Origin of the sequence: Sporosarcina sp. P3 (genome assembly GCF_002743415.1) — a bacterium.
Lineage (GTDB): Bacteria > Bacillota > Bacilli > Bacillales_A > Planococcaceae > Sporosarcina > Sporosarcina ureae_A.
Genome location: NZ_PDZE01000003.1, coordinates 264,557 through 279,896 on the forward strand (window position 1 = coordinate 264,557; position 15,340 = coordinate 279,896).

Here is a 15,340-nt window from a genome sequence, read left to right on the forward strand (position 1 = left end):
CCTCCTGACACCCTTGGGATGAGACACAGATTAATCCTACCATGAATAAGACATAAAACTGAAAAAAATAACCTGTTGCCCAATCCAATAAGAAAAGCTTCGATTCCCCTATCGGAAGCGAAGCAATTTACCACTTATTCCTTACTAAACGACTGCTCTTCCATTAAACGCAAAGCCAAGTATAGTAGAAAGACATCATGCGTACTGGACACAGATAATCCTGTTAACTGCTCGACCTTTTGCAGACGATAAGACCATGTATTTTTGTGGATATGCAGACGCTGCGCGGTATTTTGCATTGACTGGTCTTCTTCAAACCATACCGTCAAATTATCCAGCAAGTCTTGATGATCCTTCAGTGGTGCAACTGTGCGCTTTAAAAATTCCTGCTTTACTACATCGGGAATACTCTGCAATACAATTTCCAGACGCAGTTCATGCTCAAAGACAATATCACCCGATTCCTTTGTAGCATGAACAGCTCGTTCTGCTTGCGCAAATGATTTAGCTAAGTCGAAATAATGTGTGGATGCTCCTATACCTGCGACCACCCGTACTTTCTTGCGCCGTTTTATATGAAGCAATAAGAACTCTAACTCGTTTTTTACTGTTTGCTGATTCATTTCAGGTAATAATAATAAAATTTTATTTTGTGCCCAGCGGATCATCTTCATGGAAGGATGGATGTTTTGAATCGACGCAAATGTCTCTATCTCTTCGACTGTAAACTGTTCCAATAAATCCAGTACTTCTAGTACCACCACTTGACGATAGAGTGTAACGTCGATTCCGAGCAGAACCCCCCGCTCCATAAACCGTTCATCTTTCTTCTTTCCTGTCAGCCAGTCAAAGACGAAAAACTCCACATCACGCACTTTTTCATCCTTCTGCTTTCGTTTCATGGAATCTTGAATGAACAGTTCTGCTACGCGTAAAATCAGCTGTGCCTGCGGGTGAATATCGTCTGGATCGCCCGTTACGCCTAGTACGGCAATCGGTTCATCTGCAATGATAATCGGCAAGACGATTCCCCTACGGACCCCATGTAGACGCCCTACTTCGTCATCCCCCATGCGAAGCACCATTTTCTGACGCATGCTTAGCAGTGCTCCTTCATGGAACTGGTTGATTCGAGCTGGTTCTGTGCTCGCTTGAATAAAGCCTCTTCGATCCGTTAAAATCACTTGCTGTCGTATCAGATTCGATAATTCCGTTACCATTTCATGTCCTAATGTATCAAATTGAAACACTTGTCTCACCTCGAATGGAAACTGCTACTCCTACTAAGTTTACGTTACTTTAGTTTCCACTACAATAGAGAGGTTTCAGATAAGTCGGACTTCTGGAATTCTACCGCTCCATGCCTTTATAAGTAGTTGCAACAGTTCTGCTGTTTCAATGGTGGCAGACTTTCCTAGCGTGACAGATCCACCTCGATCAGTATGTCGCTGTTCTGCAGTTATTCGGTCAATCATCGCGATTTGCTGTTGTTTGGTTGCCTGGTTTATCGAACGAGGCTTGACTGTAGCTGCTTTACGTAGAGGTGTTTTCATTCCGCTTTGACAGGATGCCGCCTCCAAGTAGCAGTTTATTTCTCGGGCTACCCTTTCAATAAACTGGGTAGCCTTTTTTGAATGTAAACCAATTTGCTGGTCAGCTATTGCGGTTTCCCATCCTACCACTTCAATTTGTATAGTACGTCCCCATATACTCTCAATGCCATTTAGCAAACGTACAAGTATGGTACAAGTACGTACCAATTCTTTTTCCCGCATAACATGTGGTAATTGAATATACGAATGTAGCACTGCCTTTTCTTGTTGTTCATGATTATGAAAATGCACTACAACACCCTCACTTCCAAGTAGTCGCTTCATTAAACCGATGGCAGAAACCTTTTTATGTGCAATAGAAGAAACGTCAGCGACACGAGAGAATCGCTCAAAGTTAAAATTGCCAAGTGGGCATCCAAAAGTGCGTTCTACTTGTTCAGCATCAAATAAACTCCAAGAGCTGCATGCTTTTACTTGTTCCATAAAATAATCGGGTATACGTATATGCTTTTCTTTTACCTTACTTGATAAAAATGATGCAATTCTACTGTCGGCAATATCCATAGCATATTGCCGAACTCCCGTCTTTCGCTGATAGAATGACTTTCCGAAGAAGGACATAATTTCAGCTGGCAAAGTCACATAGCCATGACTCAGTATCCAATATGCTTCCTGTACTTTTTGCAAGCGCTGGACAGTTTCATTTTGCATGGCGGCCATAGCTATGAGCATGAGTCTTTCCTGAGGCAGTCCTAACCTTTTATCGTCATAATCGGACGTGACAAATTCATTCATATATTGCTGCAACTGCTCAGAAGAAATCAGTTGATCACGTTCCGCTACAATCTGTAAGCCAAGCCATTTGATTTCACTTACTGAATAGTTATAAATCCATTGACCGTATAACCCGTCCTGTAACAATTTCCTTACTACTTGATGAAATCCTGAATACACGGGTCTTCCACGTTGTTGTTCTGCTTGCTTATACAATATCTGCAACAACGCATATTCATGTAAATGTTCTCTTGTCTGTTCATATACTCTCATGTTGCGGTCTCCTTTCGTAAACAACAAAAAACAATCATTCCGCCTCTTCGGCAAGATGATTGCAATAGTTGTGAATGAGGAAACAAATTCAGGTAGTTTGAATATACTCCACGCAAAAAACATAGAGACAGATACCTTTTTTGCTCCCACTCCTCAACCCCCGAAGAAAGTGTTGCTATTACGAAACGTGGCAGGTCTCCTGGCTTCACTTCATCCTTCCGTTAGTGCCTTCCCATGTCTCCATAGTGGCTAATTCTAACGGTCGTCCGTGTGTACAGTTGCGGGGACAGCTCCGGTTTACGGATTCCCTTTTATACCTTGATAGGTACCAACGCATCGTGCAAACTCGTTTATTTGATTGAATTCATTTTATCATGGATAACATAGAGGGTGGTAGCGTTTGTTTTATTTAGAAGCAAGGCATAACTTAACAGGGTACCTATGCACAAAACTACTGTGAGTCCATCCACAATCGTTTTTGCTAGGCACCCTGTATCGAGCTTTCTTCATTACTTACATTAGTTGTTGTTCGCATAGACAGCCGCACTCCGCCAATCCTTGAACATACGCTTCTTCCCACGTAATCCCATGGATGAAACCATTCTCTGAGTAACCTGTGATCAAATAAAACGTCTCATTTTGCTCTGGTAGTGTTGAATTGTTTTGATAGTGGTTGTTTTGCATTAAAATTACCTCCTGGATTTGTATTTTTCTTAGTATATGCCTTGTCGGGATATAAAAGAATATGTCCTTTGCCTTTATAAAAAATGGTAGCGCTTACATTCAAAGGTCATAGGAGAGAACATTCTTTATATGTTTCCGATTATATATAGTAAAGGCATATTTCATAATTCAGTTAATTCTGTTTATTGTATCACAAATAAAATTATAAGTAAATAAAGAAATTATAATTCTCTATTAACTATTGTGAATTTTTTAAATGAACATATGACTTCTCTATCATTCAATGAATGAAATGCACTCCGAAATACTTCTTTCTATAGAAAAATATCTCCCTAAGTCCTCGTTACGACTTAGAGAGATCAATAGTGATTAAGACATTTGCTTTTCGCAAATGTCGATCACTGCTTTGACAGAGTCAGCTGAATGATCGAGAGCTGTTTGTTCTTCCGCTGTTAATGGGAGTTCAATTACACTCTCGATCCCATTTCCACCTAAAACAGTAGGAACGCCTAAATAAATATTTTGATATCCATATTCGCCTTCTAAATAAGCGATAGATGGCATAATTCGTTTCTTATCTTTTATAATTGCTTCCGCCATCTCCACCAAAGCCGCCGCAGGTGCGTAATACGCGCTACCATTACCTAACAACGAGACGATCTCGCCGCCGCCTTTTCGAGTACGCTCCACAATTGCTTCCAATCGTTCATTCGAAATGATTTTATCCAATGGAATGCCTCCAGCGTAAGAATAACGCACAAGTGGAACCATATCATCACCATGTCCACCAAGGACAAAGCCGGAAATATCTTCTACGGAAATATTCAATTCTTCCGAGATGAACGTATTAAAACGGGCAGTATCCAGCACACCCGATTGACCGATTACGCGGTTTTTAGGAAAACCGGTTGTTTTATAGCAAACATATGTCATCGCATCTACCGGGTTACTTAAAATCAACACCACGCTGTCTGGTGCGTAACGCTTCACTTGTTCAGAAACAGAACGCATAATCTTCGCATTGGTCGCAACTAAATCATCACGACTCATACCTGGTTTCCGCGCGACGCCGGCTGTAATGATCACCATTGCAGCGCCTTCAATATCCTCGTAATTTGAAGTGCCTGTAATACGGGAATTGAACTGTTGCACAGGACTTGTCTGAAGGAGATCCAGTGCTTTACCTTTGGTAGGATTGGAGAGGTCTGGAATATCGACCAATACGATGTCCCCTAATTCCTTCTGCGCTGCCATCAATGCAGCAGTCGCACCTGTATGACCCGCTCCGATGACTGCAATTTTATGTCGTTTGAAAGCCATGGAAACCACTCCTTTCTATAGATTTCAATATGATCAATGAGTTTTCGCTCAATAAAACTTCGTAAGTGCTCATAAGAAATGATTATCCGATCATACCTTGCGTGTAACCGCTCATATACGTAGATATCCGCTCATAGTCATGCTTTGACCGCTCTATCACGTAACACAAGCGCTCATTAGTTATCCGCCCTCAGTCTTTCTTCGGCGTCTTCTTCACTTCTACCGCTTTCTTTACTTTTGGAATTTCTGGAGTAGTTGGCACTAGCGGCTTCACCATGCCATATACTGAATCATCAGGACGCGGGATCACATGCGCACCTAGCAACTCTCCAACACGCGCTGCTGCATCACGACCTGCATCCACAGCTGCCTGAACTGCTCCGACATCCCCCTGAACGATGACCGTGACGATACCACCATCTACCATCTCTTGTGATACCAACTCCACGTTAGATGCCTTTACCATTGCATCTGCTGCTTCAATCGATCCAATCAATCCTTTTGTCTCAATCATTCCGATCGCTTGACTCATGTATATCACCTCTCTTTACTTCTGTTGAATCGATAATACCAATAATGACCGCGTCGATTGGGATCGGGTTTTCTTTCGGCAAAATAAAGCGTGAAGAACCACCACTCGTAATGAGTACCTCGTCTCCAACCCCTGCTCCAATCCGATCTGCCGCGACCATATGCGATTGTATATTATTGCCGTGTGCATCAATTGGCTGGACGATTAACAGCTTTAATCCTGATAATCCATCCTCTTTACGGGTTGCCCATACATTGCCAATTACTCTACCCATTCGCATGCGTAATCACCTTTTCTACTTTCTACTAGTTATCGTTTTACCGAGTTCTCGTGCTGTATCTCTTGCTAGTGCCGTAACAATTGTACCTTTATTGACGACGATTTCCTTTTCCGAAATATCAGCCACGTCTTCAGCCGATAAGAGCTTTTTAGTGAATTCAAGTGATTCTGGAATACGTACTGGATCAGGTGTCTTCGTTGTTTTCGTCACCGCTTGCATAGGTATGGTTTCTTTTGCGTCATTTGGTTTCACTAGACGCCCAATTGACCCCTGTGTAATGAAACCTGCATTGGCTTCATCGGTATCGATATGCATTTCAAGACGATATCGCTCATTCACCCGAATGCGTACATGGCGAAATGAAATAGATCGGACTCCATCCGCTTCCACAGTGACATACTCTCCGTCTACCACGCCAAAGCGCGCAGCATCTGAAGGGGCCATATGGATATGCGACTGTGCAATAATCAGTCCTTGGTCTATATGCACACTACCTTTTGGTCCAATTAGTGTAATCGGTGCAGATCCTTCAATATTGCCGGATTCCCGAAGTGGGGGCTTGACGCCGAGTTTCATTGCATCCGTAAAGCTGACCTCAACTTGGGTCGCTTTGCGGACAGGTCCTAAAATACGTACACGTTCAATACTGCTTTTAGGTCCCGCAATCATTACCGTTTCATTGGCAGCGAATTGGCCCGGCTGTGAAAGCTCGGACCGCTGTGTCAATTCATACCCTGCGCCAAATAATATTTCCACATGTTCAGGCTGTAAATGTACGTGACGAGCAGAAACCGCAATGGGAACTGCTCGTTCCGGCAATTGAACGGGACTTTGCCCTAGCTGTCCAAGGATCTCTCCGACAATCTGCTCAATCAATTGCTGATTCATTTAGTTCACGCCTTTCTACTATGTCAGCAGTGATTATTCGCTTTTTGGTAACATCAGTTCTAATTCATTATGTGGTCTTGGGATCACGTGAACAGAAAGTAATTCGCCGACACGTTGTGCAGAAGCTGCACCTGCATCTGTTGCTGCTTTTACTGCGCCTACGTCGCCACGTACCATAACAGTTACGATCCCGCCGCCTACATGTACTTTACCTACTAAGTTTACGCTTGCTGCTTTCACCATTGCGTCTGCCGCCTCAATTGCGCCGATTAATCCTTTAGTTTCTACCATTCCTAATGCTGTACCTTCTCTATTCATAATAAATTCCTCCAATTAGTGTTTTATTTTGTAAGTTGTTTAACAATTTCACTGACTAAGTTCTGTACTAATGCCGGATCAATGTTGCTGTTTGTTGAAGCTGATACATTATTCATTACACTGGAAACAAGCTGATCATTTGAGCTGTCCACAGGTTCTGAGTGCTTCGGCAACTGAACTTCTTTTGTACCGTATGCCATCCGCTTAATGTTCAGCAAATGCTTAGCTGTAACGTTATCGGATGTAATATTGCCGCCAAATGTTCCGCATCCTAATGTGAGCGACGGCATCAGGCCTGTCGTTCCGCCAACTGCACCAATGGAAGCCATCGTGTTGACTAAAATACGTGAAACCGGCATTTCCATGGCAAATTCACGAGCCACTGCATCAATTTCCGTATGAATTGCTAAGCTGTGCCCGCGTCCACCAAGGTTCAGCAAGTCGAGACATACTTCTTTCGAATGCTTCACACCATCGACGACATACATAGCGAAAATCGGTGATAATTTCTCCAATGAAAACGGTACGTCTTTGCCCACTTTTGTTTCCATCCCGATCATCAAGCGAGTGCCTTCCGGTAAAGAAATACCTGCCATTTTGGCGATGAACTGCGGGCTCTTACCGACTACTTTCGGGTTCACCTTACCCGGTACCGGGGAGATGACACCTTCCATAATTTTCTTCTCTTCATCCGATAAAATATATGCGCCATTTTTCTTCAGCTCACGCGTAACGAGATCAACGACGTGCTTATCAACAACAATTGCTTGTTCTGTTGCACAAATCGTTCCGTAATCGAATGATTTACTGTCGACGATATCTTTTACCGCTTTTTCAATCTTTGCTGAACGTTCAATATAGACCGGTACATTACCAGGACCTACACCGTATGCCGGTTTACCCGAGCTATACGCAGCTTTAACGAGCGCACTACCACCTGTTGCGATGATGAGATTGACATCTTTATGCGACATTAGTTGCTGCGTCGCCTCCATTGAAGCCAGTGTGAGACACTGGATTAAACCTTCAGGGGCACCAGCCGCAACCGCTGCTGCGTCACATACTTTTAATGCTTCATGTGTACATTCCACTGCATATGGGTGTGGACTCACCACGATGGAATTTCGTGTCTTCAATGAAATCAACGTTTTGAAAAACGCTGTAGATGTTGGATTCGTTGTGGGGATGATGGCCGCAACTACGCCAAACGGAGCAGCGATCTCCACGACTTTATTCAAATGGTCTTCTTTAATCACACCAACTGTTTTCAAGTCTTTGATGCTTTCATAAACATCTCGGGAGCCCACTTCATTCTTGATTTTCTTATGAGCTGCTACCCCCATACCCGTTTCATCTACTGCCATTTGCGCGAGGCGACCCGATTGTTCAAAGGCCGCGTCGGCAACAGCTTTCACAATCTTGTCTACTTGTTGCTGAGTATAGCCCATGAATTTCTCTTGTGCTTCCTTTGCAGTTTGGACGGCCGTGCGCATTTGTTGCACAGCCAATAAATCATTATCCAGTAATTGAACCAAATCAAAACACTCCTTTCTGCATGCTAAACTATTAATAACTTAACGGATGATCCGCCATGTTCTGTATGGCTTCCCTGAACGCATCGGCTGCTGCCTTGCAAGAAGATTGACTACCTGTCAGCAGACCACCGCCGAAGTTTGTTTCGGAGGGAGGTGCATAGAGTACACAAATTGTGACGTCCGCAGCTTTGAGAGCAGCATCCAAACCAATGATGGCTTCAACAGGTGGTGCAATCAAGTACGCCAACGACTGTCCATAGGGTACATTTGCCATGTCAGCTAAATAACTCCCGCAGCTGGAGATCGTATGCGCATATAACGCATGATCTGGATTTCCGTTAATCGTTTCAAAATAAGCTTCATGCTCTATCGTTATACGGATCGAATCCAAACCACTTTTTACTTCTTCTGGTGACGAACCTGCAATGATTCCAATAAATTCACCGGATAGCGGTCCAGAAGAATGTGCTGAGCCCGCGTAAAAGCTTTTTGCGTAGACCACTTCCACATCACTATGCTTCGTTGCTGCATCAATTGCAGTATAGCCGACGTCATCAATTGTCGTCGTCACCAAACCCAAGCTACGCTGGTTAGGCCTTAACTTAAATTTCTCAGCCAGTTCCGGACTGACGTTTGAAATGACTTGCATCGACAATATGTCTGCATAGACTTTCATTTGTCCTCCCCCTTCCTTAACTTTCTTTTTGAACAAGCGATACACCGCTCGCTTCATATTTTAAGATTTTCTGAATAATCGTCCCAAGAAATGCGCCAGCTTCAACAGGAGGAATTCCACCTTTATGGATATTGGAAATGACCATACGATCTGCTTCAATCGTGCCATGTCTTGGTTTATAGCACATATACGCACTTAGCGACTCTGCGGATACAAGACCTGGACGTTCACCGATCAGCATGACCACAACATCAGGTTGCAATAGCTCCCCGATATCATCCATCACAGCAACTCGACCTTTATCCACATAAAATGTCGTACCCATTTCGATATTCAAGTTGTTAAGTGATTGTTCCAATGACAAGTAAACGTCTTCCAAATTTTCTTCAATTGCTTTCGCACTCAATCCATTTGACGCAACGATTTGTACGACGGGTGACTTCTTACAGCGCTCTTGGATCAGAGACCTTGACTCGTCTGAAAGCTTTCTACCCAGATCGGGGCGTCGAATGTACTCTTCTTTATCCGCCACTTGGGATTGCACTTGAAATAACCCCAGTTGCTCAAGCAAGTTATCCGGTACCTCCCCGTAGACCGCGTCGACTGCTGCCGCGTGATCTAGTCGGAACTGTAGCCATGTCTTCGTCTTCGGACGTGAACCTGCGCGCCCAACGCCTACCCTAGCTGGCGTTTTCTTACGATATTCTGCCAGCTGATCTTCTTCAGGACTTGTTTGTGGTTTTGACTTCGTATGACCATACGCTGTCGTTGGCTTGGGCTTTACAGTGGCAATATTTCGCTTCGGCTCTTCCGTCGTACTATGGAATGTCACCGCACCGCTAGGTGAGCGTTTTTTCGTTTCCACTTCCACATGTCCAATAGGTTGCTTCGAAAACAGCTCTACTTTCTTTTCGTTCGTTGGCTGCTGTACTGTTTGACTACTTGCAGCCTCCAATTTTTCCACGACCATTTTTGTGATTTGCTGAATTAATTCCTCATTCAAGTCCATCCACCTCCTATCGATTGAAGAGTGTGAGATCTCCGGCACGTTTACTCAGCATGCCATTTTCATAAATCCCCATCTTTTCAAGCCATTTCAAGTATTCAGGTGCTGGTGTTTTACCCATTGTCTGAAGAACCGTCGCTACGTCATGATAGCTCATAGATTGGTAATTCAGCATCACGTCATCGCCCATCGGTGCTGCGATGATGAAGTTCACACCTGCCGCTGATAATAAGATACTTAGATCTTCGATATCATTTTGATCTGCTTTAATATGGTTCGTATAACAAATATCTACACCCATCGGTAAGCCGTGCAGCTTACCCATGAAGTGATCTTCAAGGCCAGCACGGATTACTTGCTTGCTGTTATATAAATATTCCGGTCCGATAAATCCGACAACCGTGTTGACGATGTACGGATCATAATGTCGTGCAAAGCCGTAGTTACGTGCTTCCATAGTTACTTGATCTACGCCATAATGCGCTTCAGCGGATAACTCCGATCCTTGCCCTGTTTCGAAATACAATGTTTGTGGGCCGGTACCCGTCCCCATTTTCAGTGAGAGATCTTTTGCTTCTGCAATCAATTCGGCTGAAATACCAAATGAACGGTGAGCTTTTTCCGTTCCCGCGATACTTTGGAAGATCATATCAGCAGGCGCCCCTTGTTCAATTGCTTTCATCTGTGTCGTAACGTGTGCGAGCACACAGTTTTGCGTCGGTATTTCCCATTCATCGATAAAATCTTTCGTTGCATTCAACACACGCTTTACACTCTCTACGGAGTCATCTACGGGATTGACCCCAATTACCGCATCACCGATCCCGTAGGACAAGCCTTCTTTTAACGAAGTGATAATCCCATCAATATTGTCTGTCGGATGATTCGGTTGCAAACGGGAAGATAACGTGCCTTTTTGGCCAATTGTAATATTACATGTTGATAAGATTTCGATTTTATTGGCCGCGTGTACTAAGTCGAGATTGGACATTAGCTTGGTGACGGCTGCGATGACTTCCGAAGTCAATCCGCGGCTGAGTCGCTTTAATTCACGGTCGCCTACTTCATTACTCAAAATATATTCACGTAGTTCAGCGATACTCCAGTTCTGGATTCCACTGTAAACTTTTTCATTTATATCATTTTCAATAATCAGTGAGACTTCGTCGCTTTCGATCGGAATCAGTGGATTGTTACGAATATCGCTCACAAGCAACTCACTGACGACTGTTTTTGCAGCGATTCGTTCTTGCACCGTTTCCGCTGCAATTCCTGCGAGGCGATCACCGGATTTCTCTTCGTTCGCTTTTGCTAGTACTTCTTTTAGGTCATGGAACACATATCGTTCGCCGCCTAGTGTAGTGGATAAATTCACGTACGAGACCTCCTTTACGTTGTGTGAAAAGTTAAGGTTTTTACAACGACCGGTACGACACCTGAAGTGAGCGCATTGCCGATATCGATGTAATCCCCCGTTTCCACATTAATTTGATCTATACAAATAATGCTTTGTTTCACTTGTAATGCCGCTAATGTTTGACCAATCACTTTAGCGTGATCGGATTGAATGACCAGAATAATCGGTTGTTCTGGACATGGCCGTTCGTTCATAATTTGAACAATTGCTTTGGCTAGCTTCTGGACATCGCGGAATCCTAGATATGGAAGATTGGACAGATAGAGCGCGAAGTTTTGTCCTTCTTTTGCAGAGTCATATAAAGTAACCGCTTGCTGTACAGCATCTTCGAAGTGGAGTAACCCCGCTTCAAGATTTTCTTCAAAATCATATTGGTAAATCGGAATGTTCTTTAATGGCAACTCATGGGGCGCAACTTGTATCGTAGCTCCGCTAATTTCAGTAGTCTGGGTCCCAGCTCCCAATACAGTCGCTCGCACAGTTTCTACTGGCTCCTGCCAAGTAAAGTGTTGCAGTGATGTGTTTTTCAATAGTGCTTCTGCGAGTTGAATTCCAATATCGTTGTATTGTGCTTCTTGGACTTCATCAGACGCATGATGATACATACATTCGGAAATACCACCTGAAAAGACGATTGTATCGACCGATTGCAGCCAGTTTGGTTCATGTCCGAGTAATAGTACTTGATCCTGTGCATGAACTTCTTTTTTCAATATGCGCGCCATCGCTTCAGCCATATATGTCGTTACGAATGAAACAGCTGGCGCATTTTGTGGATCACCGACTTGTAACGTATAGCCTTGGTCTTGCAATAACCGTTCGACTGGCCGTGAAATTGTACGGACTTTTCCGTTTTCAAATTCAATCAATCTGCCGCCGATATGCATCGTGCATGTACCCAGAAGTTGTTGGTCTTTGAACACTGCAATATTAGCCGTTCCTCCACCGATGTCTATATTGGCGATTACTCGGCCACTTTTTCTAGACAATTCAAAGCTGCCTGATCCTTTTGCTGCGATGATGCCTTCTAAGTCTGGTCCTGCCGTTGCTACGAGGAAGTCACCTGCTTCATCAGACAAAAGGTGTAACATTTCACTGGCATTCCGCTTGGTAGCAGTTTCACCCGTAATAATGACAGCTCCTGTTTCGATTTGGGAAGGTTGAATTCCTGCTTTGTTATATTCTGAGCGTATAATCTGTTGGACACCTGCTACATCAATCGTCACTGCATCTTGCAATGGTGTTCGGAATACTGGGCTTTTGTATAGTATTTCTTTGTCTGTAATTTCTATTCTTGGCACATGTGTTGCGCCTGCCACATTACGTAGGGAGAATCGACTGATAATCAGTTTCGTCGTGCTTGTGCCAATATCAATTCCTGCACTAATAATAGTTTCGTGCCTATTGAAATTGCTCACTCCCACACCCCTTTCTGATTACTTCTTTCCAACGCCTATTGGTGCTAGACGGCGTCCTGCGCTTTTGATTACATCTAGTTCCGGACGCCAGCCTCTCGGATCGTTTCAGTCTTACCGATAAAGTGCAAAGTATGCACTTTGTCGAAAAGCCTTCCCACGCCTGTCGGGGCTAGACGGCGTCCTGCACTTTTGATTACATCTAGTTCCGGACGCCAGCCCCTCGGGTCGTTTCGGTCTTTCCGATAAAGTGCAAAGTGCGCACTTTGTCGGAAAGACCTCCAACGCCTGTCGGGGCTAGACGGCGTCCTGCACTTTTGATGTAAAAAAGACGCCTTTACAAAGCCATGGATTTTCCCACGGGATGTAAAGGCGCCTTTGCCGTTTTATTTACTTGTCTGAAATTTACTATATCAAATTCCTACTTACCTGTAAAGAAGATTAGCCTAGAAAGATCAAGTGCTCGTCGGCTGTTGACTCGACGTAATGCCGCATTGCTTGAAGGTCGTTCAGCTTTGTCAATTCCTTAAGATGTTGGACTCCCATGCCCGTTACAGAGGAAACCATGACGATAGGTCCTTCGCTCATAACCGTTTTAAGCATGCCAAGTGAACGGTCTATATCCGCTTCAGGGAGGTCGCATTTGGTGATGACACCAATCGGCAATTTGGGGATTCCCATGCTAAAACCTGGTGGGAAGATCATCTTTTCGCTCGTTGCATCCTGCAAATATAGTACGTGCGTCACTTCAAGCGCGGTAGCCATAATATTTTTGTAGAACATTGGATTTTCTGTGTATTCTCCTGGCGTATCAACAATCCAATCATAATAACTGAGCGTTTGCGTCTTGAAAGCTTCTACTTTTCGGCCCAATAAAGCATTCGTTAATGTAGACTTCCCCGCCTGTACTGCACCGATTAGCATTGCCTTGTTTCGCATCGTCCTCACTCCTTATGATTTTGTAATTTCAGATGGCGTATAACTTAACTTCTCCGATAGAAACCGGTTAATCTCCAGCATAGCCATCTCTACTTCTGAGACACTGCCTACAATGACAAGGCTACCTGTAAATCGATCGAGAAATCCAATGCGGACATTCGCTGCTTTCGTTGCCAAGTCTCCCGCAATAATGACGGTTTCACTTGGTGTACACGTAAGAATACCTAAGGCACCCGCTTCCTGTATACCTAACTTCTGAAACATATCGGAATCAGGATTAGCAATCAAATGACTAAGTGTAATCTGTTTTCCTGGAACGAATTCCTGTATAAACCGTTTCTTTTCTTCGCTCATTATACACACTCCCTGTTTATATTTTTATGCTTTAGCCGCAGGAGCTTCTGGTTCAACGTTTTCAGTTTCGTACTCACCCTTTTTAATAATTCCAGCTTCACGATCTTGCTTTTCTAGCCTTAATGCCGTTGGTACAGATAGCTTGTACGCAATGATAACTGCGATGATTCCCGCACTCAATTTACCTAGTATAACCGGTAAAATAATATTCGGCTGGAAATTCGCTGTGAAAGATAAATGATCACCCAGCAAGAACGCCGCACATACTGCGAATGCGATGTTAATTACTTTGTCTTTCGGTCTCATATAGCGAACTAACGAGAACATCGCTAAGATATTCGCGACAGTTGCAAGTAGACCTGCACTGCCTTCAGGCGAAAGCCCAATTTTCTTTCCAGCAGCTTCCAAAGGTGTTCCCATATACTTTCGAATCAAGTAAATCATTGGGAAGGCACCTGCTAACATAATACCAATATATCCGGCCGTTTCAAGCGCACGGAACTGATCGGCTTTATCCGCCATAATGGGATCGAATCCCCAAACGCCAAAGATTTTAGTGAAAATCCCTGTAAATACTTCAACGATAGAGAACACTAACACCAGTTTAATAGCCGCATCCATCACACGGCCAAACAACATAAACCCGTTAATCATAATACGCGGGACGAATTTCAGTCCAACCGCAATTAAGACAACAAATAGTAATAATGGCAATAAGTTTATGAAAATTTGTAAATAACCAATTGCAAACTCATAATTAGATGTTGCAGTCGTGCTGATCACATCACGCACATCCGTATTGAATAAGACAACTAAAACAGATGCAATGAAAGCACCGATCGGAATGGTCAGTACACCCGACATGATACCAAGTGCCATATATTTATGGTCCCGTTTATCAAGCATCGCAAGACCCATCGGAATGGAGAATACAATCGTTGCGCCCGACATGAAACCGACGATTAATGCCATGATCCATCCTTCATTTGTTACTTTTAACGCTTCCGCTAACTGGTATCCGCCCATATCTGAAGCTAGAATCGTCGTTGCGGCAATTGCCGGATCTGCCCCGATCGAGTTGAAAATCGGACCGATAAATTTACTGATGAACCATGTTAAGTATGGAATCGATGCCATAATTCCTGCCGCAGGAACGAAGATATGCCCTACTGCGTGTAATCCAGACATAAATTCCTTACCCAATCCCTCTTCAGGATTCTTTATTGAAGCAAATGCCCCTGCAATTGCACAGGCCATGATGATATATACAATGACTGTACCGATCATTTCCATTTAAATTTCCCCCTCTTACTATCCTATTGTGACATCATCTACGTGTATTAATTCACTAGCCACCACCTTTAAATATTTTAAAC

Annotated in this window: 16 protein-coding genes and 1 riboswitch; all 16 genes read right to left on the bottom strand. The window is 43.6% G+C overall.

What is annotated here, in order from left to right:
* Positions 1–134: 134 nt before the first annotated feature.
* The 16 genes from CSV61_RS05600 to eutH all read right to left on the bottom strand — a co-directional run bounded on the left by CSV61_RS05600 (position 135) and on the right by eutH (position 15,257).
* Positions 135–1,250 carry a CdaR family transcriptional regulator gene (locus tag CSV61_RS05600; protein WP_143561057.1) on the bottom strand — a complete coding sequence of 372 codons (1,116 nt, stop codon included), beginning with the start codon at positions 1,248–1,250 and terminating at the stop codon, positions 135–137.
* 75 nt (positions 1,251–1,325) lie between these two features.
* Complete coding sequence (locus CSV61_RS05605; protein WP_099638383.1) at positions 1,326–2,600, bottom strand: ribonucleotide reductase N-terminal alpha domain-containing protein; 1,275 nt, start codon at positions 2,598–2,600, stop codon at positions 1,326–1,328.
* Between the two features lie 173 nt (positions 2,601–2,773).
* A riboswitch (cobalamin riboswitch) is annotated at positions 2,774–2,948 on the bottom strand.
* Between the two features lie 165 nt (positions 2,949–3,113).
* Complete coding sequence (locus CSV61_RS16705) at positions 3,114–3,284, bottom strand: hypothetical protein (protein ID WP_156890552.1); 171 nt, start codon at positions 3,282–3,284, stop codon at positions 3,114–3,116.
* Between the two features lie 369 nt (positions 3,285–3,653).
* The gene (mdh, locus tag CSV61_RS05610) at positions 3,654–4,604 is read right to left on the bottom strand and encodes a malate dehydrogenase (RefSeq protein ID WP_099638384.1); all 951 of its coding nucleotides are present in this window, start codon (positions 4,602–4,604) and stop codon (positions 3,654–3,656) included.
* 190 nt (positions 4,605–4,794) lie between these two features.
* The gene (locus tag CSV61_RS05615; RefSeq protein WP_099638385.1) at positions 4,795–5,136 is read right to left on the bottom strand and encodes a BMC domain-containing protein; all 342 of its coding nucleotides are present in this window, start codon (positions 5,134–5,136) and stop codon (positions 4,795–4,797) included.
* Positions 5,111–5,416: a EutN/CcmL family microcompartment protein gene (locus tag CSV61_RS05620; protein ID WP_083034356.1), complete on the bottom strand. Its 306-nt coding sequence runs from the start codon at positions 5,414–5,416 to the stop codon at positions 5,111–5,113. The genes CSV61_RS05615 and CSV61_RS05620 overlap by 26 nt, the downstream gene beginning before the upstream one ends.
* 15 nt (positions 5,417–5,431) lie before the next feature.
* Entirely contained in the window at positions 5,432–6,304 is an 873-nt protein-coding gene (gene pduL, locus CSV61_RS05625; protein ID WP_099638386.1) for a phosphate propanoyltransferase, read from the bottom strand.
* A 33-nt stretch (positions 6,305–6,337) separates the two neighbouring features.
* The gene (locus tag CSV61_RS05630; RefSeq protein ID WP_029053414.1) at positions 6,338–6,622 is read right to left on the bottom strand and encodes a BMC domain-containing protein; all 285 of its coding nucleotides are present in this window, start codon (positions 6,620–6,622) and stop codon (positions 6,338–6,340) included.
* A 23-nt stretch (positions 6,623–6,645) separates the two neighbouring features.
* On the bottom strand, positions 6,646–8,115 hold the full coding sequence (locus tag CSV61_RS05635) for an aldehyde dehydrogenase family protein (protein WP_233193531.1): 1,470 nt from the start codon (positions 8,113–8,115) through the stop codon (positions 6,646–6,648).
* 73 nt (positions 8,116–8,188) lie between these two features.
* A complete protein-coding gene (gene eutL, locus CSV61_RS05640; RefSeq protein WP_233193526.1) occupies positions 8,189–8,833 on the bottom strand; it encodes an ethanolamine utilization microcompartment protein EutL in 645 nt (214 codons plus the stop codon).
* Between the two features lie 16 nt (positions 8,834–8,849).
* Positions 8,850–9,842 carry an ethanolamine ammonia-lyase subunit EutC gene (eutC, locus tag CSV61_RS05645; RefSeq protein WP_369824307.1) on the bottom strand — a complete coding sequence of 331 codons (993 nt, stop codon included), beginning with the start codon at positions 9,840–9,842 and terminating at the stop codon, positions 8,850–8,852.
* 7 nt (positions 9,843–9,849) lie between these two features.
* On the bottom strand, positions 9,850–11,214 hold the full coding sequence (locus CSV61_RS05650) for an ethanolamine ammonia-lyase subunit EutB (protein ID WP_099638389.1): 1,365 nt from the start codon (positions 11,212–11,214) through the stop codon (positions 9,850–9,852).
* A 14-nt stretch (positions 11,215–11,228) separates the two neighbouring features.
* Entirely contained in the window at positions 11,229–12,674 is a 1,446-nt protein-coding gene (locus tag CSV61_RS05655; protein WP_083034361.1) for an ethanolamine ammonia-lyase reactivating factor EutA, read from the bottom strand.
* Positions 12,675–13,112: 438 nt separating this feature from the next.
* Positions 13,113–13,610, bottom strand: coding sequence for a EutP/PduV family microcompartment system protein (locus CSV61_RS05660; protein ID WP_099638390.1), 498 nt, complete (start codon positions 13,608–13,610; stop codon positions 13,113–13,115).
* 12 nt (positions 13,611–13,622) lie between these two features.
* Positions 13,623–13,964: an ethanolamine utilization microcompartment protein EutS gene (gene eutS, locus CSV61_RS05665; RefSeq protein WP_083034363.1), complete on the bottom strand. Its 342-nt coding sequence runs from the start codon at positions 13,962–13,964 to the stop codon at positions 13,623–13,625.
* A gap of 24 nt (positions 13,965–13,988) precedes the next feature.
* Entirely contained in the window at positions 13,989–15,257 is a 1,269-nt protein-coding gene (gene eutH / locus CSV61_RS05670) for an ethanolamine utilization protein EutH (RefSeq protein ID WP_099638391.1), read from the bottom strand.
* Positions 15,258–15,340: the final 83 nt, after the last annotated feature.